The sequence below is a fragment of the Kitasatospora griseola genome (assembly GCF_014648555.1).
In the GTDB taxonomy this organism is placed as follows: Bacteria; Actinomycetota; Actinomycetes; order Streptomycetales; family Streptomycetaceae; genus Kitasatospora; species Kitasatospora griseola.
Genome location: NZ_BMRI01000022.1, coordinates 59,775 through 82,262 on the forward strand (window position 1 = coordinate 59,775; position 22,488 = coordinate 82,262).

The window sequence follows — 22,488 nt, forward strand, 5'->3', positions numbered from 1 at the left end:
ATTCGTTCGGGCCCGTCCGGCTCGCCGTCTCGGCCTCGTCGCCGATGTGCGCGATCCTGGACTCGATGAGCCCGAGCCGCCGATTCGCGCCCGCTCGGACGGCCGCGGTCCTGTCGTGACCGATCACGCGCCGCGACACCGGCACATCGGGCGCCACCGGCGACCCGAGCGGAGGTCATACGGCTGATGAGCGGCAGCGAGCAGGAGTCGTCAGGAGCGCGGGACACCACCGAGGGCCGCGTCTACACCGTCACCGGCAGTGGCTGGGGCGAGGTGGTCGACGCCGTCGCGCAGGCCGACGACGAGCGGATCATCGTGAACATGGGGCCGCAGCACCCGTCCACGCACGGCGTGCTGCGGCTGATCCTGGAGATCGACGGTGAGACGGTGAAACAGGCCCGTTGCGGTATCGGCTACCTGCACACCGGCATCGAGAAGAACATGGAGTTCCGCAACTGGGTGCAGGGCACGACCTTCGTGACCCGGATGGACTACCTGATGCCGCTGTTCAACGAGACCGCCTACTGCCTGGGGGTGGAGAGGCTGCTCGGCATCACCGAACAGATCCCGGAGCGGGCCGACGTCATCCGGGTGCTGATGATGGAGCTCAACCGGATCTCCTCGCACCTGGTGGCGCTGGCCGCCGGCGGGATGGAGATCGGCTCCACCACGCTGATGGTCTACGGCTTCCGGGACCGCGAGGTCGTTCTCGACATCCTCGAACTGGTCACCGGCCTGCGCATGAACCACGGCTACGTCCGGCCGGGCGGCGTGGTGCAGGACCTGCCTGCCGACGCCGTCGACAAGATCCGCGAGGGCGTGAAGCTGCTGCGCTCGCGGATGCACGAGTACAACAAACTGGCGACCAGGAACCCGGCCTTCAAGGCCCGACTGGTCGACGTCGGCCACCTGGACCTGGCCGGCTGCCTGGCGCTGGGTGCCACCGGGCCGATCCTGCGGGCCACCGGGTTGCCGCACGACCTGCGCAAGTCCGACCCCTACTGCGGCTACGAGAACTACGAGTTCGAGGTCGCGACGGCCGACACCGCGGACGCCTACGGGCGGTTCCTGATCCGGCTGGAGGAGATGCGCCAGTCGCTGCGGATCGTCGAGCAGTGCCTGGAGAAGCTGGCCCCCGGCCCGGTCATGGTGGGCGACAAGAAGATCGCCTGGCCCGCCCAACTGGCGCTCGGCCCGGACGGGTTGGGCAACTCGCTCGACCACATCCGGAAGATCATGGGCGAGTCCATGGAGGCGCTGATCCACCACTTCAAGCTGGTGACGGAGGGATTCCGGGTCCCGGCCGGCCAGGCCTACGCGGCGGTCGAGTCCGCCAGGGGCGAGCTGGGCGCGCACGTCGTCTCCGACGGCGGCACGCGGCCGTACCGGGTGCACTTCCGCGACCCGAGCTTCACCAACCTCCAGTCGATGGCGGCGATGTGCGAGGGCGGCATGCTCGCGGACGTCATCGTCGCGGTGGCGAGCATCGACCCGGTGATGGGAGGCGTGGACCGGTGAGCACGGCCGCGTGTTCCTGACCGCATCCGGCCCGGGGGCGCCCGCCGACGGCCGGCGTCGGGCGCCCCCTGCGACCCGCCGTCGCCGTGGGGCGACGGTTCAGTAGAGGCCCTCGGGGGACGAGCTGGCGATCTGGAGGGGGCGGACGTTGGCGACGCCGTCGGTGGGCCAGCGGTCGGTCGGGTGACGGAGGGCCTGGTCGCGTTCCAGGATGTTGGGGAGGAAGAGGTCCTCGTGGAGGACGGTGAGCCGGACCTGGCCGACCGCGCCGGGGGCGACCTGGGTCGAGGGGTCGGCCTTGTCGACCACCGCCATGGTGACCTGCGGGTAGTTCGGGACGTAGCTGATCAGTTCGCCGTCCCGCTCGATGTCCAGGCAGGCCGCGTTGCCGAAGGTGTTGCCGTAGGTCAGCCCGCAGATCCCGCCCTGCAGGGCGGCGGTGAAGGTCCGGTACATGTCGGCGCTGATCTGGGTACCGCTCAGGCGTACGCCGTCGAGGGCGGCGACCAGGTCGGGCCGGCGCTGGCGGAGGGCCTGGAAGAGGGCCGGGGTGGTGTTGACGTAGTGGACCCGGCCCGGCGCGAGGACGTCGGCGATCTGCTCCAGCAGGTGGGTGGTGTAGTCGCCGACCTCGGAGAGGCGTCCCGCCCGGATCAGGCGCTTCACCCACCGGGGGTCCATGTCCACGGCGTACACCTGGCCGGCGTGGAGTTCGGAGACCTCGTGGACGCCGTTCCCGATCAGGTGCGGTCCGGTGGGGGTGGCCTGCAGCCAGGTGCGGCCCGGCGCGAAGCCCTCCCGGACGAAGGACCAGCGGCGCCAGAGCGCCCGGTGCCGCAGCATGTCGGGGGTGTAGAACGCCCGGCAGGGGGTGCCGGTGGTGCCCCCGGAGTCCCAGACCCGGCCGACGAGCGGCCTGGGCACCGCCAGCGGGACGAGGTCCGCGGGGTCCTCCGTGCGCAGCCGGTCGAGCGGGAACGGGCCGAAGGCCACGAGCTCGTCGTAGCGGGTGATGTCGCGCGGGTCGAAGTCCAGCCGGGGGGCCTGCGCGAGCCAGTAGGGGCTTCCGGACACCGGGTCGAAGTGCCGCCGGACCACGGTGCGGGTCCACTCGTCGAGGTCGGTGTCCAGCCAGCGCGCGATCTGGGCGTCCGCGTCCGGGTCGGCGCCGGTGGCGGCGGTGGCGGCGGTCACGACAGGGCCGGGGCGCCGGTGAGGTCGATGCCGAGCTCGTAGGCGGTGGTCAGGGCCTGCTCGACGTGCTCGGGCCGCTCGATGTGCACCACCGGGAAGGGGAACGCCAGGATGCCCTCGGGAATCGAGGGGCCCATCACCAGCCCGAGCTGCACGCCCTGCTCCTTCATCCCGGTGTAGACGTCGACCAGGCTGATCGGGTCCGTGGAGTTGCGCTGGAAGAGGTCCTTGACGTCGTCGGCGGTGCGCAGGACCTTGGACTCCAGGCAGGACAGCAGGGGGATCTCGGGGGCGCTGAAGGGGATCGCGTCGATCCGCGGGGCCATGAAGTCGCGGTAGGGCCGGCGCAGCGGGGTGTGGACGGCGATGGTGCGGCCGGGGAGCGGGACGACCGTTCCCGGCGGGGCCTCGGCGGCGAGCGCGCCGAGCGCTTCGGCGTGGCCGGCGAGCATCATGATGCGCTTGGTGCCGTCGACCGTGGGGCCGAAGTCGCCCGCCAGGTAGACGCCGGGGACGTTCTCGCCGGGGTGGGCGGGGGCGCCGTCGGCGAGGGAGCCGAAGGCGATGGCTATGCCCTGCTGCGGGTCGTCGGCGGGCGGTTCCGGGGTGTCGCGGGATCCGGCCAGCATCTCGAACAGCTCCCGCCGCCCCAGCGATCCGGCGAGGCAGCTGGCGGTCATCGCGCCGAGGCTGAGGCCGCCGATGGCCGCGGGGCGCAGGTTGAACGAGGCGAGCAGGTCGTGGACGCCGATCGCGAGGGCGGCTTCGCGGACCGTGCCGACGCTCTGGCGCTCCTCCTGGGCGGTCGGGAGGTCCTCCTCCAGGATCTGTCCGACCGTCAGCCCGGTCCACGCGGAGACCTGCTCGTACCAGCCCTGCACGACCTCGTAGGTCCGGTAGAGCTCCAGGCCGTGCGGCTCGGTCCCGACGCCGCCGCCGAACAGGTACCCCAGACTCATGACAGCTCCTGTGAATTGGTGTGAAAGGAGGGAACGGTGGTGCGGCTGGGGCGTAGTGCGGCAGAAGTGAACCGCACAATGCCGCAGAATCCGGCGTCCGACGGACGCTCGGCAACGTGTCTCGCGATGCGATATCGAGACGATATCCGGATCTGGGAAAATCCCCGGCAACACAGTGGCGGAGGGTATTCACCTCATTCGGAAGGGATTTTCCCGGCCCGCACTCCGGGGCTCCCGCGACGGGGGACGGAGGAACGGCGCACCTCTCCCTCTTCCGGGAATCGAGGAATTCCGGGAGAACGCGAGGTGGCCGGATCCTGACGCCGGGCACCCCGAGGGAGTGCGCCCGGGAAGCCGGCGCGGGCCGGTTTCCCGGCCTGGAAGCGGCGAATCAGCCCGGCCCGACCTGCTCGGAGGTCGCCGACGGCGCCACTCCCCGACCCCCCTCCCTCGCCGTCCGTGCTGTCAGGCGCGCAGCGCGCCGGTGAGGTGGTCGCGGAGCACGGCGGTCACCTCGTCCGCCCGGCTGGTGAGGTAGAAGTGCCCGCCGGGGAAGACCTTGAGGTCGAACGCGGCCGTCGTGCGGTCGCGCCAGCGGGCGGCCTCGGGGACCGGCGCCCAGTGGTCCTGGTCCCCCACCAGGGCGGTGACCGGGCAGCTGACCGCGGCGTCGCGGTCGGCGCGGTAGGCCCCCACCGCGCGGTAGTCGCCGCGCAGCGCGGGCAGCACCATCCCCAGCAGTTCCTCGTCCTCCAGGAGCCGGGCGTCGGTGCCGCTCATGGCCTTGAGCTCGGCCACGATGCCCGCGTCGTCGACCGGGTGGGAGGCGTCGGGCCGGTCCGCGGACGGCCCCTTGCGGCCGGAGAGGAAGAGGTGGTCGATCCGGCCGCCCGCGCGCTCGATCCGCCGGGCCACCTCGAAGGCGACGAGCGCGCCCATGCTGTGCCCGAAGAGGGTCAGGGGGAGGTCGTCCCAGCGGCGCAGCGCTTCGTGCACCTCGTCGGCCACCCGGTGCAGGTCGTGGATGCCGGCCTCCTCCCGACGGTCCTGCCGGCCGGGGTACTGCACGGCCAGGACGTCGACCGGGCCGTGCAGTGCGGCGGACACCGGGAAGTAGAAACTCGCCGAGCCGCCGGCGTGCGGAAAGCAGACCAGTCGGCGCGCGGCCGTCGGCGAGGGATGGAAGCGACGGCACCACAGGTCGCTGTCCAAAGAGAGGGAGGTCATGTCGGCCTTTCATTCTCTTCTCGAAATCCGCGCAGTGCCGACGGGCGGGGTGTGGTGATCGGGCAGGACATCCTTCGCACCGGCGGGCCGTCTCGTGCGCGCTTATACAGGGAGCTTCGATCGACGGTGATCGGACACTCACGGGCACCGCATATGACAGCCTGCCATACCGCTCGGAATGTCAGCAAGTACTCACCGGAGCGCATCGATCCGCTCAGGACCGGGTTCAATTCCGGCCATCTCTTCGGTGATTGGTGAGGACGTTGCGATGCGGAGCAATCCCGTGGGATTTACTGGGCACCGACTCGGCGGCACCACCCCGTCCGGACCGCGCCCCGCGGATCCGGCCGGGGTGGTCGGCCACTGCCGCGAGCCACTGCCGTGAGCCCGCGGCGGACGGGCGGGCGGTCCCGACCGTCGCGACGGTGTCGCGCAGCGCAGACCCGGCACGAGCGCAAGACCCGCACTCCAAGCACCCCCTGGACCCGACAGGACCCGTAGACCCGACAGGACCGTGTTGACGCGTACACGGCCCCCAAAGAGGCCGGAGGCAGTCTTGCCCGCCGGCCGCGTGACGAAGAGGACTCTCCCTTGAAATTCCTGCTGCTGGGCCCGCTTTCCATCCGGTTGAACGCGTGTGAGGTGCACGTGTCCGCGCCGAGGCAACGCGTGGTCATGGCAGCGCTCCTCTTCAACGCCAACCGGGTGATCTCGGTCGACCGGATCGCCGAGTACGTCTGGGACGGCGCCCCGCCGCCGAGTGCCGCCGCGACCATCCGCACCTACGTGATGCGCCTGCGGCAGTCGCTGGGCGAGATCGCGTCCGCCCGGATCCTCACCCGGGCGCCCGGCTACCTCCTCGAACTCGGCGAGCACGAGAGCGATCTCGGGCAGTTCACGGCCCACCGCCGGCGCGCGGCGGAGCTGGCCGAGCGCGGAGACCTGGAGGGCTCCTCCACCGAGCTGGCCGAGGCGCTCGCCCTGTGGCGCGAGGAGCCGCTGGCGGACATCCCGTCGCAGACGCTGCGCGACGTGGAGGGCCGCTACCTTCAGGAACTCCGCCTGCAGACGATGGAGCTGCGGTTCGACACGGAGCTGGCGCTGCTGCGGCACGCCGAGGTCGTGCCGGAGCTGGTGCGGCTGGTGCGCAAGCACCCCTTGCGGGAGGCCCTGGTGGGCAAGCTGATGCTGGCGCTGTTCCGCTCGGGACGGCAGTCGGAGGCCCTGGACCTCTACCGGCGCACCCGGGTGCTGCTCGTCGAGCAGCTCGGCACCGAACCGAGCGCCGATCTGCGCGAGGTCCACCGGCGCATCCTCTCGGTCCACGACCGGCCCCGTACGCCCGGCCCGCAGGAGCAGCCCGCGCCGGCCCGGGCGGCGGCCCCCGCGCCGACGCCGGCCGCCGCCCGGGAGAGATCCCGCTGGCCGAGTCCGGCGCAGCTCCCCTCGGTGCCGCTGCCGCTGTCGGCCCGCTCCGGTGCGCTGGCCAGGCTGCAGCACTTCCTCACGACCGGCTCGATGCCCGCGGGCATGGTGGCGACGGCGGTGGTGACCGGCCGGGGCGGTGTCGGCAAGAGCGCGCTGGCCCTGCACGTGGCGCACGCCGTACGCGGTTCCTCGGTGCACGGCCAGCTCTACGCGGATCTCGGCGGAGCCGCGCGGCCGCTGACCGCCCGGGCGGTCCTGCCGCGGTTCCTGGCCGACCTCGGGGTGCCCCGGGACGAGATACCCGAGGAGGCGTCGGAGCGGGAGAGCCTGTACCGCTCGCTCACCGCGGGCCGCCGCCTGCTGGTGGTGCTCGACAACGCCTCCAGCACCGCGCAGGTACGACCGCTGATTCCGGGCAGCGGGGGCAGCCGGCTGCTGGTGACCAGCCGGCGGCGACTGGCCGACCTGGACGGGGCGCACACCCTCCAGCTCGGCCCGCTCGACGAGGCCGGGTCGCTGGAGCTGCTGGGCGGCATCGTCGGCCCGGCCAGGGTCGGCGCCGAACCGCAGGCGGCCCGTACGGTGCTGACGGTCTGTGCGGGCCTGCCGCTGGCGATCCGGATCGCGGGGACCCGGCTGCTGGAGCGCCCGCACTGGAGCATCGGGTACTTCGCCCGGCGGCTCACCGAGGCCCCGCGGCTGCTGGACGAACTGCACGCGGGCGACCTCGGCGTCCGGCCCTGCCTCGACGCCGACCACGCCGGACTCCGGCGGACCGCTCCGGCCGGGGTCGACCCGGCCGAGGTGTTCACCGCGCTGGGGGCCGCCGGAGCGAGTTCGGTCTCCGCCGGCCGGGTCGCGGTGATGTTCGGCTGCTCCGAGGAGCAGGCCGAGGAGGCCTTGGACGCCCTGGTCGAGGCGAACCTGCTGGGCGCGCCGGCGGGGGGCCGCTACCGGCTGGACGCACTGCTGGGGGCCTACGCCCATGAGCGGGCGCAGGCGGTCGCCGTACAGCAGCACGACCACCCGTACATGCGCGCCGGGTGACCTCCCGGCAGCCCGCTCCCCTTCGCCCGATCCTTTTCGACCCGATGTCCACCGATCCGATCCCCTCCGAGAGGACCCTTCGCCATGGCCGACCAGACGACAGCCACCCGCGACCTGCTCGCCTACGTCCGGGAGGTCTCCCTCCGCGACGACGACCTGCTCAGGGAGCTGCGGGAGACCACCGCGGACCTGCCGGGCGGGACCGCGATGCAGGTGATGGCGGAGGAGGGCCAACTGCTGGCCCTGCTGGTCGGGTTGACGGGGGCCCGGGCGGTGCTGGAGATCGGCACCTTCACCGGCTACAGCACCCTGTGCATGGCCCGCGCCCTCCCGGCCGACGGGGTGCTGGTGTCCTGCGACATCGAGGAGCGGTGGCCGGCCATCGGCGCCGAGTTCTGGAAGCGGGACGGGGTCGACTCGCGGGTCGACCTGCGGATCGGCGATGCCGCCGCGACCCTGGACGCGCTGCTGGCGGAGCGCGGGCCGGAGAGCTTCGATCTGGTGTTCATCGACGCCGACAAGACCAACTACGTCCGCTACTACGAGAGTTCGCTGGCGCTGCTGCGCCCCGGCGGTCTGATCGTGGTCGACAACACCCTGTTCTTCGGCCGGGTCGCCGATCCGGCCGCCGTGGATCCGGACACCACCGGGGTCCGGGCGCTGAACCGGGTGCTGCACGAGGACCCCCGGGTGGAGCTGTCGCTGCTGACGATGGCCGACGGGATCACCCTCGTCCGCAAGCTCTGAAAGAACGACGGGCCGGGGCCCGGCGCTCCTGGGAGCGCCGGGCCCCGCGGCCGTCACGGCGTTCCCGGGCCCCCTTCCGGCGTGCTCAGGTCGGGTGCGTCCACGCTGATGACGGTGGACACCACACGCGGGCCGGGGATCAGGTGCAGGCGCTGGAGTCCGCTGTCCTCCGCGGCCGGTGCGAGGGCGTCGGCGCACGGGCACGGGGCTTCGTCCAGGCCCTCGAAGCCCGCGAACCGGTAGGCGATCTCCATCATCCGGTTGCGTTCGGTCGCCCGGAAGTCCGCGACCAGGTGGACCCCGGACCGGGCGGCGGCATCGGCCAGCCAGTTGAGCAGGGTCGCGCCGGCGCCGTAGGCGACGACCCGGCAGGAGGTGGCGAGCAGCTTGAGGTGCCACAGGCCCGGGCGCCGCTCCAGCAGCAGGACGCCGACCGCGCCGTGCGGGCCGAACCGGTCGGCGAGGGTGACCACCAGGACCTCGTGCCCGGGGTCGGTGATCAGGCCGCGCAGCACCGCGTCCGGGTAGTGGACCCCGGTCGCGTTCATCTGGCTGGTGCGCAGGGTGAGTTCCTCGACCCGGGACAGCTCCTCGCCGGTGGCCCGGCCGATGCGCATCCGCAGGTCCAGGGAGCGCAGGAACTCCTCGTCGGGGCCGGGGGCGGCCGCCCGCTCGGCCTCGCGGAGGAAGCCCGCCTGGTACATCCGGCGCCGCCGCCGGGAGTCGACGGTGCTGGTCGCGGGGGTGAACTCGGCGAGGTCGGGGAGGTCCAGGACCTGCTCGGCCGGGTAGCACCGCACGTCGGGCAGGTGGAAGGCCACTTCGGCGCGTTCGGCGGGCCGGTCGTCGACGAAGGCGATGGTGCTGAGCGCGAAGTTCAGCCGGTCGGCGATCCGGCGCACCGACTCGGACTTGGCGCCCCATCCGATCTCCGGCAGGACGAAGTACTCGGCCAGGCCGAACGCCTCCAGCCGGGCCCAGGCGTGCTCGTGGTCGTTGCGGCTGGCGACGGACTGCAGGATGCCGCGGGAGTCGAGCTCGATCACCACCTTGCGCACCTCGTCCGGCAGGTGCACCTCGCCGTCCTCCAGCAGGGTGCCCTGCCAGAGGGTGCCGTCCAGGTCCCAGACCAGGCACTTGACGGTTGCAGCCATGTCGTCCTTCCTCGTCTCGTCGGCCGCGGGCCCGCTCACGGCGCCCCCGGAGCGGAGAGGGCGTGCTGCGCCAGCATCAGCCGGCACAGCTCGTTGCTGCCCTCGATGATCTCCATCAGCTTGGCGTCCCGGTACGCCCGGGCCACCGTGTGCCCGTCCCGGGAGCCGGCCGAGGCCAGCACCTGGACGGCCGTCGCCGCGCCGTGGGCGGCCTGGGTCGCGCTGACGTGCTTGGCCAGCACGGTCGCCACCACCTGGTCCGGCGAGCCTTCGTCCCAGCAGCGGCTGGCGTGCTCGCAGACCCGGGTGGCCACCTGCTCGGCCGTGTAGAGGTCGGCGAGGTGCCCGGCGACGAGCTGGTGCTCCGCGAGCGGCCTGCCGAACTGCTCCCGTCCGGCGGCGTGCGAGGTGGCCGCGGCCAGACAGGCCCGCAGGATGCCCACGCACCCCCAGGCGACGGACATCCGCCCGTAGGCCAGCGCGGTCGTCACCAGCAGGGCGGGCGGCAGTCCGTGCCCGCCCAGGACGCTGTCGACGGGCAGCCGCACCCCGTCGAGGTGCACGTCGGCGTGGCCGGCCGCGCGGCAGCCGAGCGGGTCGGCGATCCGCTCGATCCGGACGCCGGGCGCGTCGGCGGGCACCACGACGGCCACCGCGCCGTCCTCGTAGCGGCCGACGACGACCAGCAGGTCGGCGTAGTGGGCGGCGGTCACCCACTTCTTGTGCCCGTCGACGACGACCGTGTCGCCGTCGCGGCGGACGGTCGTCGTCATCGCCGAGAGGTCGCTGCCGGCGCCGGGCTCGCTGAAGCCGACCGCCGCCAGCTCGCCGCCGGTCAGCCGGGGCAGGTGGGCGGCCGCCTGCTCGGCGGTGCCCAGGCGCTGGATGGTCCACGCCGCCATGCCCTGGGAGGTCATCACGCTGCGCAGCGAGCTGCACAGGCCCCCCACGTGGGCGGTGTAGGCGCCGCTGTCCGTGCTGCTGAGCCCCCAGCCGCCGTACTGCGACGGGACTTCAGCGCACAGCCGGCCCTCGGCGCCCAGCTCGCGGAGCAGGGCCCGCGGGATGAGACCGGTCCGGTCCCACTCCCCCGCCAGGTCGCCGACCCGCAGGGTGACAGCGGTCATCGCGCCGCTCAGGTCCTCACCCACGCTCGCCCCCGGCGGCGGGCGTCTGGAGCCGGGCCACCAGCTCGGCCATCCGGCGCACGGTGCGGAAGTTGTCCAGCCGCAGGTCCGCGCCGCGGACGGCTATGGCGTAGGTCTTCTCCAGGTGCACCACCACCTGCATGGCGAAGAGGGACGACAGCCCGCCGGCGTCGAACAGGTCGGTGTCGGCGTCCCAGGCGGTTCCGGTGCGTCCTTCCAGGAACTCCAGCAGTTCCTTCTCCAGGGTGTGGGTGTCGGGCGTGTTCGCCGTGCTCATGGCCGTCTCCTTGTCGGGGTGATCAGGGGTGATCAGAGGTGGTCGGGTGTGGTCGGGTCTGGTCGGGGTGATCAGGTGTAGTCGTAGAAGCCGCGCCCGGACTTGCGGCCCAGCCGGCCCTCGCGGACCAGCCGGAGCAGCAGTTCGGCGGGGCGGCAGCCGTCGTCGCCGGTGCGCTCGTGCAGCACAGTGAGGGAGTCGACGAGGTTGTCGATGCCGATCAGGTCCGCGGTGCGCAGCGGGCCGGTGGGGTGTCCCAGGCAGCCCTGCATCAGGGCGTCGACGTCCGCGGCGGTCGCCGTGCCCTCCTGCACGACCCGGGCGGCGTCGTTGATCATCGGGTGCAGGATGCGGCTGGTCACGAAGCCGGGTGCGTCCCGGACGACGACCGCCTTCCGCCGCAGTGCCGTGAGCAGGGCCGCCACGGCGGCCATCGCGGAGTCCCCGGTCCGGACGCCGCGGACCACCTCGGCGGTGCCGATCAGGTAGGGCGGGTTCATGAAGTGGGTGCCGACCAGTTCCTCCGGCCGCTCCAGGGCCCCGGCCAGTTCGTCGACGGGGATGGAGGAGGTGTTGGTGATCAGCAGGGTGCCGGGCCGGACCAGTCCGGAGACCTCGGACAGGACGGCGGCCTTGATCGCGGCGTTCTCGGTGACCGCCTCGACGACGGCGGTGGCTCCGGCGGCGGCCTTGAGCGAAGTGCCGGTGGCCAGGGCACCGAGGGGCGTCCCGGCGGGCAGCGCGCCCATCAGCTCGGCCAGCCGGAGGTCGTCGCCGATCAGCTCCGCGGCCCGGTCGAGCCGTTCCCGGTCGACGTCGACCAGGTGGACCGGCAGGCCGTGCCCGAGGGCGAGGACGGTGATTCCGACGCCCATCACCCCGGCTCCCAGCACGGTGAGGGCGTGCTGCGCGGGGGAATCGTCGTACGGGGCCGTGGTCAACGGGTTCTCCTTCGTTCTCACTGGTCTTCGGGGGTACGGAGGGTGTCGGGGGTGCGCAGGGTGGCGTCGAGCCAGTCGGCGACGGCGTCGCCGGTGGTCGCGACGTGCTGCTCCATGATCGAGAAGTGGTCTCCGGGGACGTCGACGACGGTGTCGACGCCGTCCCAGGACGCGCGCCAGTCACCGGCGTCGGCGGACGGGCGGCCGAGCGGGGTGGAGGCGCGGACCAGCAGCAGCGGGGCGCGGACCGCCGGGGGCTTCCAGTCGTCGAGCAGCCGGAAGTAGCCGCCCATCGCGGTCAGCCGGGTCCCGTCCATCGGGGCCGCCCGGTCCTCGCGGGCGAACATGCCGCCCAGCAGGACATCGTTGAACTGGGTGATCCCCTGGTTGTCGGAGAGGTAGGTGTCCAGCAGCACCACGGCCGCCGGGCCCGCGCCGCGCCGCTCCAGCTCGGCGGCCACTCCGTGGGCGAGCGTGCCGCCGGAGGAGGAGCCTGCCAGGACGAGGGTCCGGCCGGGCAGTTCCCGGAGCAGGGTCGTCGCCTGGAGGTCCAGCAGGGCCGACATGTCGGCGGGCAGTTCCTCCTCGGGGGTGAACCCGGGGGCGTCCAGCGCGGCGACGGCGTAGCGGTCCCGGAAGCGGGAGGCGAAGCGGGCGTACTGGTGGGCGCCGCCGAGGGCGACGACGGAGCCGAAGCAGACGAGCACGGGGGCGTCGGCGCGCTCGTTCAGGCGCAGCAGCTGCGGGCCGGCGCCGGCGGCCGCGAGGTCGCTGCCGCTGTGGAAGGCCGGGCGCAGGGCGGAGGCGTGCTTGAGCAGGGCGATGCCCTCGTCGATCCGGCCGAGTGCGCAGGCCCGGCGGAACAGCACGCTCGCCGGGTCGGTGTCGGCGGCCTCGGCGCCGGTCGCGGGTGCCGCTTCGGGCCGGGGGGTGTCGTCCGTCCGGACCTCGGCGGCGAGGCGCGCCGCGAGCGCGGCGGGGGTGGCGCTGTCGAAGACGGCGGAGGGCCGCAGCCGCACTCCGGTGGCGGCGGCCAGCCGGTTGCGGAGCTCGACCGCGGTCAGCGAGTCGAATCCGACGGAGAGGAAGGGCGCCGTCGCGGACAGTGCCCCGGCGTCGGTGTGGCCGAGGACTTCGGCGGCCTCGGCGAGGACGAGTTCGCGCAGCACCAGCTCGCGTTCCTGCGCGTCGGCGGCGGCGTCGAGCCGCTGCCGCAGCGTTGCGGCGGCGCTCGGCGCCGCCTTCGCTCCGGTCGTCGCGGCCGGGCCGCGGCGGACCAGGGAGCGCAGCATCGGGTGCACCGGGCCGTCGCCGCGCACGGTGAGGTCGAGGTGGGCCAGGACGACGGGGCTCCCGTCTCCCGGCGGGGCGGCGTCCGCGGCGCACACCGTGTCCAGCAGGGCCATGGCCTCCTCGTCGGACAGGCCGCGGGCGCCGCGCCGGTCGATCCTCCGCCGGTCGGGGCCGTCGAACTCCGCCGTCATCCCGCTCACCCGCTCCCAGGGCCCCCAGGCCAGGGACAGGCCGGGGAGCCCGAGCCGCCGGCGTTCCGCGACGAGGGCGTCGAGCGCGGCGTTGGCGGCCGAGTAGGACGCCTGGCCCGGGCTGCCCAGCACGCCGGCGGCGGAGGAGAAGGCGACGAACGCGGCGAGGTCCGCTCCGCGCGTCAGCTGGTCGAGGTGGCGGGCGGCGTCGAACTTCGGCCGCAGGACGGCGGCCGTCCGCTCCGCCGTCAGCCCGTCCAGCAGGCCGTCGTCGAGCACTCCGGCGGTGTGCACCACCGCGCACAGCGGGCGGTTCTCGGGGATGGCCGCCAGGGCGGCGGCCAGGGCCCGGCGGTCGGACACGTCGCAGCCCAGGGCGGTCAGCTCGGCTCCGGCCCCGGCCAGCTCCGCCGTCAGCTCCGGCATGCCGGGGGCGTCGGCGCCGCGGCGGCTCAGCACGAGGAGGTGGCGCACCCCGTGCGCGGCGACCAGGTGACGCGCCAGGACGGCCGCGAGGGCGCCGCCGCCGCTCAGCAGCACCGTCCCCTCGGACGGCCCGAACGCGCCGGCCGAGCGGGTCGCGGGGGCGGGGGCCGTGGGCCGTACCAGTCGGGGGGCGTACAGGACGCCGCCGCGCAGGGCCGCCTGCGGTTCGCCCGTGGCGAGGAGGTCGGCGAGCGCGTCGCCGAGGCCGTCCTGGTCCGGCCCTTCGGTGTCCAGCAGCACGAACCGGTCGGGGTGTTCGAGCTGAGCGGCCCTGAGCATGCCCCAGACGGCCGCCGCGCCGGGGTCCGCCGGCCGCGCGCCGAGCGGGCCGGTCGCGCCCCGGGTGAGCACCACCAGGGGCGTCCGGGCGGTGCTGTCGTCGGCCAGGTGGGCCTGGACGCGGTCCAGCACCCCGGCCGCGACCGCGTGCACCGCCGCGGGGTCCGCGTCCGCGCTCGCGGTGTCGGCGGACGGGGGGCAGGTCAGCAGCACCGCGTCCGGTGTCGCGGACCCGGATTCGACGGGAAAGGCGGCCGGCAGCAGCCGCTCGTCCCGCGGGCCGAGGAGGCCCCAGCGGGTGACCGGGCGCGGGCCGGGCCCGGCGGCGACCGGCGTCCAGCCGACGTGGAAGACGGAGCCGGCGGACGCCCGCAGCGCGGCGGTGGACGCCGTGCGCAGGGTGAGCGAGCCGACCGTCGCCACGGTGCGTCCGGCGGGGTCGGTGATCCGCGCGGCGACGGCGTCGGGGCCGTCGGGGCGCAGCCGGACGCGCAGGACCGGCGCGTCGGAGGCTTCGATCGCCACGCGCTGCCAGGAGAACGGCAGGGGGACGCCGTCGGCAGGCCCGCCGACGGCGGTGCCTTCGCGCAGGCCGGTCGTCTGGAGGGCGGCGTCCAGCAGGGCCGGGTGCATGACGAATGCGCTGTCGAGGAGGCCGTCGGGCAGGGCCACTTCGGCGTGGATCGCGTCCGCGGTGCGCCAGGCGGCGCGCAGGCCCCGGAACGCCGGGCCGTAGGCGACGCCACGGGCTTCGAGCAGCCCGTACAGCTCGTCCACGTCCAGCGGGACCGCGCCGGGCGGGGGCCACGCGCCGGCCGCCCCGGCCATGTCGTCCAGATCGGCCGAGGGTCCCTGGTCGGCCGAGGCGTCCCGGGGGCCGACCGTGCCGGTCGCGTGCCGGGTCCAGGGCCGGTCGGCGGCGCCGGGGTCGGCCTCGGGCCGGGAGTGGAACTCCACCGGGCGCCGGCCCGTGCCGTCCTCGGCCCCCACCCGTACGCGCAGCTGTACGGCGTGGTCGTCGGGCAGCACCAGCGGGGTGGCGAGGGTCAGTTCCTCCACGAGGGCGCAGCCGTGCCGGCGGCCCGCGTACGCGGCCAGCTCGACCAGGGCCGCGCCGGGCAGGATGACGGTTCCGGCCACGGCGTGGTCGACGAGCCAGGGGTGGGTGGCCGTCGAGAGCCGGCCGGTGAAGAGGGTGCCCGCGTCGTCGGGCAGTTCGATCGCGGCGCCGAGCAGCGGGTGGTCCGCGGCCAACTGGCCGGCGGCCGCCTGGTCCCGGTCGGCCGGCCGGGCGTCGAGCCAGTAGCGGCGGCGCTGGAAGGCGTAGGTGGGCAGGTCCACCCGCTGGGCGCCGGTTCCCGCGAACAGCCGCTCCCAGTCGACGCGCAGGCCCCGGACGTGTGCCCCGGCGAGGGCGAGCTGGAGCCGGCGGAGCCCTCCGGCTCCGCGCCGCAGGGTGTCGAGCACCACCGTCTCGGGGGCGCCCTCGTCGGCGGCCGTGTCCTCGATCCCGTACATCAGGGCCGGCTGGGGGGCGGACTCGATGAAGACGCGGTGCCCGGCCGCGAGGAGCGCGCGGGTCGCCTGCTCGAACTCGACGGTCTGCCGGAGGTTGCGGTACCAGTACTCGGCGTCCAGGGCCTTCGTGTCCAGCAGGCCGCCGGTCACGCTGGAGTAGTACGGCACCGCGCCCGGGAGGGGGGTGATGCCGTCCAGGTCGGCGAGCAGGCGCTCACGGATCTCCTCCACGTGCGCGGAGTGCGACGCGTAGTCGACTTCGATGGGAGTCGCCCACACCCCTTCGTCCAGGAGTTCCTCCACCAGCGCGGTGACCGCGTCCGCGTCGCCCGACACCGTCGTCGACGACGGGCCGTTGACCGCCGCCACCGAGAGGCGTCCCGCAATCCGCTCCCGCACCGCCTCCACCGGCAGCGGCACCGAGGCCATGCCACCACGACCGGCCAACGCCCCGACTGCACGGGAACGCAGCGCGACCACCCGCGCCCCGTCCTCGATGCTCAGACCACCCGCCACCACGGCGGCGGCGATCTCACCCTGCGAGTGGCCCACCACCGCGTCCGGAACGACGCCGAACGCACGCCACACCTCCGCCAGCGACACCATCACGGCCCACAGCACCGGCTGCACCACGTCCACCCGCGCCAGCAGCGCCTCCGAACCCAACGCCTCCACCAACGACCAGTCGACATACGGCGCAAGAGCCCGCTCGCACTCCGCCATCCGCCCGGCGAACACCTCCGACCCGGACAGCAACTCCACCGCCATCCCCACCCACTGCGAACCCTGACCCGGGAACACCAGCACCGATCGGCCCGGAAGCGGCCCGCCGCCGACCGGCACGGCCGCCGAGCCCTTGCCCCGCGACAGGGCGGCGACACCGGCCAGCAGTTCGTCGCGGTCCGCGCCCACCACCACCGCGCGCTCCGGGAACCGCGAACGGCCCGTCAGCAGCGAATGGCCCACGTCCAGCACGCTCAGGCCCGGTTCCGCCGCCACCCGCTCGTACAGCGCCGCCGCCTGGGCGCGCAGCGCGTCCGGAGTGCGCGCCGACAGGACCCAGGGCACCGCCGGCAGGGGGGTGCGCTCGGCCGGCGGGCCGTCGTCCTCCAGGGGGGCCTGTTCGAGGATGACGTGGGCGTTGGTCCCACTGGCGCCGAAGGAGGACACCCCGGCCCGGCGCGGCCGTTCCGTCTCCGGCCACGGGGTGGCCTCGGTGAGCAGGGAGACGGCGCCCTCGGTCCAGTCGATGCGGGGCGAGGGGCGGTCGACGTGCAGGGTGCGCGGCATCACGCCGTGCCGGATCGCGAGCACCGACTTGATCACCCCGCCGACGCCCGCGGCGGCCTGGGTGTGGGACAGGTTGGACTTCAGCGACCCCAGCCGCAGCGGCTGCCCGGCGGGCCGGTCCTGCCCGTAGGTGGCCATCAGCGCCTGGGCCTCGATGGGGTCGCCGAGGACGGTGCCGGTGCCGTGCGCCTCCACCATGTCCACCTCGGACGGGGCGAGTCCGGCGTGGGCGAGCGCCCCGTTGATGACGCGCTGCTGCGCGGGCCCGTTCGGGGCGGTCAGCCCGTTGCTGGCGCCGTCCTGGTTGACGGCCGAGCCGCGGATGACGGCCAGGACGGGGTGCCCCGCGCGCCGGGCGTCCGAGAGCCGTTCCAGCAGGAGCAGCCCCAGGCCCTCCCCGAACCCGGCACCGTCCGCCGCGGACGAGAACGACTTGCTGCGCCCGTCGGGCGCCAGGCCGCGCTGGCGGCTGAACCCGACGTACAGGCCGGGGGTGGACATCACGGTCACCCCGCCGGCCAGGGCGAGGGTGGTGTCGCCGGAGCGCAGCCCCTGGCAGGCTAGGTGGACGGCGACCAGCGAGGACGAGCAGGCGGTGTCCAGGGTGACCGCCGGGCCCTCCAGGCCCAGGGTGTAGGCGATCCGGCCCGAGGCGACGCTGGGGATGGTGCCGGTGCCGAGGAAGCCCTCCACTTCGTCGGGCACCCGGCCGAGACGGGACCCGTACTCGCTGTAGATCACGCCGGTGTAGACGCCGGTGCGGCTGCCGCGCAGGGTCGCCGGGTCGATGCCCGCGCGTTCCACCGCCTCCCAGGACGCCTCCAGCAGCAGCCGCTGCTGCGGGTCCATGGCGAGGGCCTCGCGCGGGGAGATGCCGAAGAAGCCGGCGTCGAAGCCGGTCGCGTCGTGGAGGAAGCCGCCTTCACGGACGTAGAAGGTGCCGGGGGTGTCGGGGTCGGCGTCGAAGCCGCCCTCGACGTCCCAGCCGCGATCGGTGGGGAACGGCGAGACCCCGTCCCGCTCCTTGAGCAGCAGTTCCCACAGGTCTTCCGGGGTGCGCACGCCACCGGGGTAGCGGCAGCTCATCGCCACGATGGCGATGGGCTCGGCGGAGTCGTCGCGGAGCCGCCGGTTCTCCTGCCGCAGGCGCTGGTTGTCCAGCAGCGAGGAGCGCAGGGCGGCGACCACCTGGTCCGTGTCGGTGGGCATGGGGTTGGGCTTCTCCTTCTGCGGCTGTCGGTCAGTCACGTTCGCCGCCCAGGGCCATCCGGACGAGGTCGTCGACGGCCATGGCATTGATGTCGGCGGCGGGGGCCGGTGCTTCCGACCGGTCGGCGAGGTCCAGGAGCGCGTCGAGGAGCCCGGCCCGGCGCAGGGCGGCGGGTGGGATCGCGGCGAGCAGGGAGCTGATCTCGTGGTCCGCGCGGTCCGCCCGGCCCGCCGTTCCGGTGGCCTTCCCGGTGGCGGCGGGTCCGCCCGGCCCGTCGGGGACCAGGCGCCCGGCGAGGTAGGCGGCGACGGCAGCCGGGGTGGGGTGGTCGAAGACCAGGGTCGCGGGCAGCCGGCGGCCGGTGGCGGCGCCGAGCCGGTTGCGGAGCTCGACGGAGGTGAGCGAGTCGAAGCCGAGGTCCTTGAACGCCTGGTCCGGGTCGACGGCCCCGGCCCCGCCGTGGCCGAGGACGTCGGCGGCCCGGCTCCGCACCAGGTCGAGCAGGGTGGCGAGGCGTTCCTCCGGGGCGAGCTCGGTCAGCCGGCGGCGCAGCGAGTCCGCCTCGGCGGCGTCCGCCCCGGAGGCGGGGCGGCGTGCGGCCCCGGGGACCAGGGCGGAGAGCAGGGCCGGGACGGGCCCGGTCCGGGCCGCCGTCCGGAGCCGGCCGAGGTCGATCTTGACCGGGACGAGCAGCGGTTCGTCCAGGGTGAGCGCCGCGTCGAACAGCGCCAGGCCCTCTTCGCTGTCGATGGCCGCGGTGCCTCCCCGGGACATCCGCCGCAGGTCGGCGGCGCTGAGCGTGCCGGTCATGGTGCTGCGGCGCGCCCACAGGCCCCAGGCGAGCGACTGGGCGGGCAGTCCCAGGGCGCGCCGGTGCTGGGCGAGCGCGTCGAGGAAGGCGTTGGCGGCGGCGTAGTTGCCCTGCCCGGCGTTGCCGACCGTGGCGGACGCGGAGGAGAACAGGACGAAGGCCGACAGCGGCAGCTCACGGGTGAGGGCGTGCAGGTTGAGGGCCGCGTCGACCTTGGGCCGCAGGACGTGGCGCATCCGGTCGGGGGTCAGCGACTCGACCGTCCCGTCGTCCAGGACGCCGGCCGCGTGGACGACCGCGCTCAGCGGACGGTCGGCGGGGATGCCGGCGAGCAGGGCGGCGAGCGCGTCCCGGTCGGCGACGTCACAGGCCGCCACGTCCACCCGGGCGCCGCGTCCGCGCAGTTCGGCGGCAAGGTCGGCCAGGCCCGAGGCGTCCGCACCGCGCCTGCCGACGAGCAGCAGGTTCCGTGCGCCGTGCGCGGTCACCAGGTGCTGGGCCACCAGGCCGCCGAGCGCGCCGCCGGCCCCGGTGACCAGGACGGTTCCGCCGGCCGCCGCGATACCGGACGAGGTGTCCGGGTCCACCGGGACGATGGCCCTGGTGAGGCGGGCGGCGAGGAGCCGTCCGGCGCGGATCGCCAGTTGGGGCTCCGTTCCGGCCAGCGCCTCGGGCAGCAGGTCAGCCACGGCGGCCGGGTCGTCGGTGTCGATCAGCAGGAAGCGGTCCGGGTGCTCGGACTGGGCGGAGCGGACCAGGCCGCGGACCGCCGCGCCGGTGAGGTCGGTGACCTCCTCGCCGGCCGCCGTGGAGACCGCGCCCCGGGTGACGAGAACGAGCCGGGTGCCGTCGTCCCAGCGCGGGTCGGCCAGCCAGTCCTGGACGAGCCGCAGGGCGTCGTCCAGCGCGGTGTGCACAGAAGCGACGTCGGGCGGGGACGGGAGGTCCGGGGTGTGGTCGCACCAGGCCAGCACCGCGGCGGGCGACGGCACTCCGCCGTCCAGCGCGGCACCGAGCGCGGCCAGGTCCGGATGGCTGTCCGGGAAGAGCCCCCGGCCGCCGAGGACGGCCCACGCCCCGAGGGGGGCGGCGGGTGCGGTGATGGCGGGCGCCGCCGACCACTGCAGCCGGTAGAGCGATTCCGGGCCGCCGGCGGGGCGGAGGGCGTCGAGGTCGATCGGGCGGACGGCGAGCGCCTCGACCGACACGACCGGGAGGCCGTGCGGGTCGGTCGCGTCGATCGACACCGATCCGTCCGGCCGGAGGCCGAGCCGCACCCTGAGCGCGGTGGCTCCGGTGGCGTGCAGCCTGACCCCGCTCCAGGAGAACGGCAGTCCGGCGGACGGCCGGTCCGGGCCCGGCCCGATCTCCGGCTCGGCGCTCAGGAACAGCCCCTGGAGGGCGGCGTCCAGGAGCGCGGGGTGCACGCCGAAATCGGCGGCGGACCGGTTCCGGTCCTCGGGCAGGCGTACCTCGGTGAAGATCTCGTCGCCCCGGCGCCAGGCGGTGGTAAGCCCGCGGAAGGCGGGTCCGTAGCCGTAACCGGAGGCGTCGAACCGCTCGTACAGGTCGTCGACGGGGATCGGGACGGCGCCGGGCGGGGGCCAGGAGCCCGCGTCGTCCGGCACGGGTGCCGACGGCGGTTTACGGGTCGCGGCGTCGGCGGTGAGCCGACCGGTCGCGTGCGCGGTCCAGTGCGGGGTCGCCGCGTCCTCCCGGCAGGAGAACAGGTCCAGCGAGCGGCCGCCGTGCGCATCCGCGGCACCGACCCGCACCTGCAGGCGGACGGCGGTGTCGGCGGGTATCAACAGCGGCTGCTGGAGCGTCAGTTCCTCCACCGCGTGGCATCCGGCCTCGTCCGCGGCGCGTACCGCGAGTTCCGCGAAGGCCGCGCCGGGCAGCAGGACCGCACCGGCCACGGCGTGGTCGGCGAGCCAGGGGTGGGTGCGCAGCGAGATCCGGCCGCTGAGCAGCAGTTCACCCGTGTCGGCCAGCTCGACGGCCGCCCCGAGGAGGGGATGGGAGGCCGGGTCGAGCCCGGCCGAGCCCACATCGGCCACCGTGGCGGGTGCCGGCTCGGGCCAGTAGCGGGTGCGCTGGAAGGCGTACGTCGGCAGGTCCACCCGCCGGGCACCCGGGAACGCCGTGGACCAGTCCACCTCCAGCCCGCGCTCCCACCCGCGGCCCACCGCACGCAGCACCTGCGCCAGGCCGCCCTCACCGCGGCGCAACGTCCCCAGCACCACGGCGTCGACACCCGCGGCCTCCACCGACTCCCCCACCGCCACACCCAGCACCGCATGCGGGCTGGACTCGACGAAGAAACGGAAGCCCTCACCCAGCAACGCCTCCGTGGCGTTCGCGAACTCGACGGTCTCCCGCAGATTCCGGTACCAGTACTCGGCGTCCAACGACTTCGTGTCCAGCCAGCCGCCCGTCACCGTTGAGAAGAACGGCACCGAACCCGAGAGAGGGGTGATGCCGTCCAGGTCGGCGAGCAGGCGCTCGCGGACCTCCTCCACGTGCGCGGAGTGCGACGCGTAGTCGACCTCGATCAGGCGCGCCCGCACCCCCTCCCCGACAAACTCCTCCACCAACTCGGCAACCGCGACCGCATCACCCGACACCACCGTCGACAACGGGCCGTTGACCGCCGCCACCGAGAGACGGCCCAGGCGCTCCCGCACCGCCTCCACCGGCAACGGCACCGACGCCATCCCGCCACGACCGGCCAACGCCCCGATCACACGGGACCGCAGCGCCACCACCCGCGCCCCGTCCTCCAGGCTCAAACCTCCCGCCACGCACGCAGCCGCGATCTCACCCTGCGAGTGGCCGACAACGGCGTCCGGAACCACGCCGAACGAACGCCACACCTCCGCCAGCGACACCATCACCGCCCACAGCACCGGCTGCACCACATCCACCCGCGCCAACAGCGCCTCCGAACCCAACGCCTCGACCAACGACCAGTCGGTGTACGGCGCCAGCGCCCGCTCGCACTCCGCCATCCGCCCGGCAAACACCTCCGACCCGGACAGCAACTCCACCGCCATCCCCACCCACTGCGAACCCTGACCCGGGAACACCAGCACCGAACGGCCGTCGACCGGCCGACCGCCGTCCCACGCTCCCGAGTCGTCGGCCATCCGCCCCAGCAGGGCGCGGAGTTCGTCTCCGCTCCCGACCAGTGCCTTCCGGTACTCGAAGGCGGTGCGCGCGTGCAGGGCGGACCCGATGTCGCGCGGGTCGGAACCCGGGTTGCCGTCCAGGTGGCGGCGCAGCCGGTCGGCCTGGGAGCGCAGTGCCTGCGGGCTCCTCGCCGACAGCAGCCAGGGCACCTCCGGCACGGGGGTGCGCTCGGCCGGCGGGCCGTCGTTCTCCAGGGGGGTGTGTTCGAGGATGGTGTGGACGTTGGTGCCGCTCAGGCCGAAGGAGGACACGCCGGCCCGGAAGGGGCGGCCGTGCTGCGGCCAGGGCTGCTGCTCGGTCGCGAGGGCCAGCGCTCCGCGCGTCCAGTCGACGTGGCCGGAAGGCTTGCCGACATGCAGGGTGCGGGGCACCTGCCCGTGCTGCATGGACAGCACCGTCTTGATGACCCCCGCCACGCCCGACGCCGCCTGGGCGTGGCCGAGGTTGGACTTGAGGGATCCGAGCAACAGGGGCTGTTCGGCGGGCCGGTCCTGGCCGTACGTGGCCAGCAGGGCCTGCGCCTCGATCGGGTCGCCGAGGGTGGTGCCGGTGCCGTGCGCCTCCACCACGTCCACCTC

General features: G+C 74.4%; 12 protein-coding genes. 3 read left to right on the forward strand and 9 right to left on the reverse strand.

The window, feature by feature from the left end; genetic code table 11:
• Positions 1-186 precede the first annotated feature (186 nt).
• Positions 187-1,518, forward strand: a complete 1,332-nt coding sequence (locus IEZ12_RS24860) for an NADH-quinone oxidoreductase subunit D (RefSeq protein ID WP_189274842.1) — start codon at positions 187-189, stop codon at positions 1,516-1,518.
• 99 nt (positions 1,519-1,617) lie between these two features.
• On the opposite strand, the gene IEZ12_RS24865 is transcribed toward IEZ12_RS24860, so the two are convergent.
• From IEZ12_RS24865 to IEZ12_RS24875, 3 genes are all read right to left on the reverse strand, one after another.
• On the reverse strand, positions 1,618-2,712 hold the full coding sequence (locus tag IEZ12_RS24865; protein ID WP_189274844.1) for a phenylacetate--CoA ligase family protein: 1,095 nt from the start codon (positions 2,710-2,712) through the stop codon (positions 1,618-1,620).
• Entirely contained in the window at positions 2,709-3,671 is a 963-nt protein-coding gene (locus IEZ12_RS24870) for an ACP S-malonyltransferase (protein ID WP_189274846.1), read from the reverse strand. The genes IEZ12_RS24865 and IEZ12_RS24870 overlap by 4 nt, the downstream gene beginning before the upstream one ends.
• A gap of 465 nt (positions 3,672-4,136) precedes the next feature.
• The gene (locus IEZ12_RS24875) at positions 4,137-4,898 is read right to left on the reverse strand and encodes a thioesterase II family protein (RefSeq protein ID WP_189274848.1); all 762 of its coding nucleotides are present in this window, start codon (positions 4,896-4,898) and stop codon (positions 4,137-4,139) included.
• Positions 4,899-5,546: 648 nt separating this feature from the next.
• Between IEZ12_RS24875 and IEZ12_RS24880 the strand changes: the two genes are divergently transcribed.
• Positions 5,547-7,373: an AfsR/SARP family transcriptional regulator gene (locus IEZ12_RS24880; protein ID WP_268250265.1), complete on the forward strand. Its 1,827-nt coding sequence runs from the start codon at positions 5,547-5,549 to the stop codon at positions 7,371-7,373.
• A gap of 84 nt (positions 7,374-7,457) precedes the next feature.
• Complete coding sequence (locus IEZ12_RS24885) at positions 7,458-8,120, forward strand: O-methyltransferase (RefSeq protein WP_189274851.1); 663 nt, start codon at positions 7,458-7,460, stop codon at positions 8,118-8,120.
• Between the two features lie 53 nt (positions 8,121-8,173).
• Here the strand turns inward: IEZ12_RS24885 and IEZ12_RS24890 are convergent, their stop codons facing one another.
• From IEZ12_RS24890 to IEZ12_RS39000, 6 genes are all read right to left on the reverse strand, one after another.
• Positions 8,174-9,274 (reverse strand): HAD-IIIC family phosphatase, encoded by a 1,101-nt coding sequence (locus IEZ12_RS24890; protein WP_189274854.1) that lies wholly within the window; start codon positions 9,272-9,274, stop codon positions 8,174-8,176.
• A 35-nt stretch (positions 9,275-9,309) separates the two neighbouring features.
• On the reverse strand, positions 9,310-10,425 hold the full coding sequence (locus tag IEZ12_RS24895; protein ID WP_189274856.1) for an acyl-CoA dehydrogenase family protein: 1,116 nt from the start codon (positions 10,423-10,425) through the stop codon (positions 9,310-9,312).
• Positions 10,418-10,699, reverse strand: coding sequence for an acyl carrier protein (locus tag IEZ12_RS24900; protein ID WP_189274858.1), 282 nt, complete (start codon positions 10,697-10,699; stop codon positions 10,418-10,420). The genes IEZ12_RS24895 and IEZ12_RS24900 overlap by 8 nt, the downstream gene beginning before the upstream one ends.
• Positions 10,700-10,770: 71 nt before the next feature.
• A complete protein-coding gene (locus tag IEZ12_RS24905) occupies positions 10,771-11,640 on the reverse strand; it encodes a 3-hydroxyacyl-CoA dehydrogenase family protein (RefSeq protein WP_189274859.1) in 870 nt (289 codons plus the stop codon).
• Positions 11,641-11,657: 17 nt separating this feature from the next.
• On the reverse strand, positions 11,658-17,906 hold the full coding sequence (locus IEZ12_RS24910; protein ID WP_189274861.1) for a type I polyketide synthase: 6,249 nt from the start codon (positions 17,904-17,906) through the stop codon (positions 11,658-11,660).
• Between the two features lie 31 nt (positions 17,907-17,937).
• Positions 17,938-22,488, reverse strand: a 4,551-nt coding sequence (locus IEZ12_RS39000; protein WP_229847940.1) for a type I polyketide synthase, incomplete at its 5' end; no start/stop codon positions are given.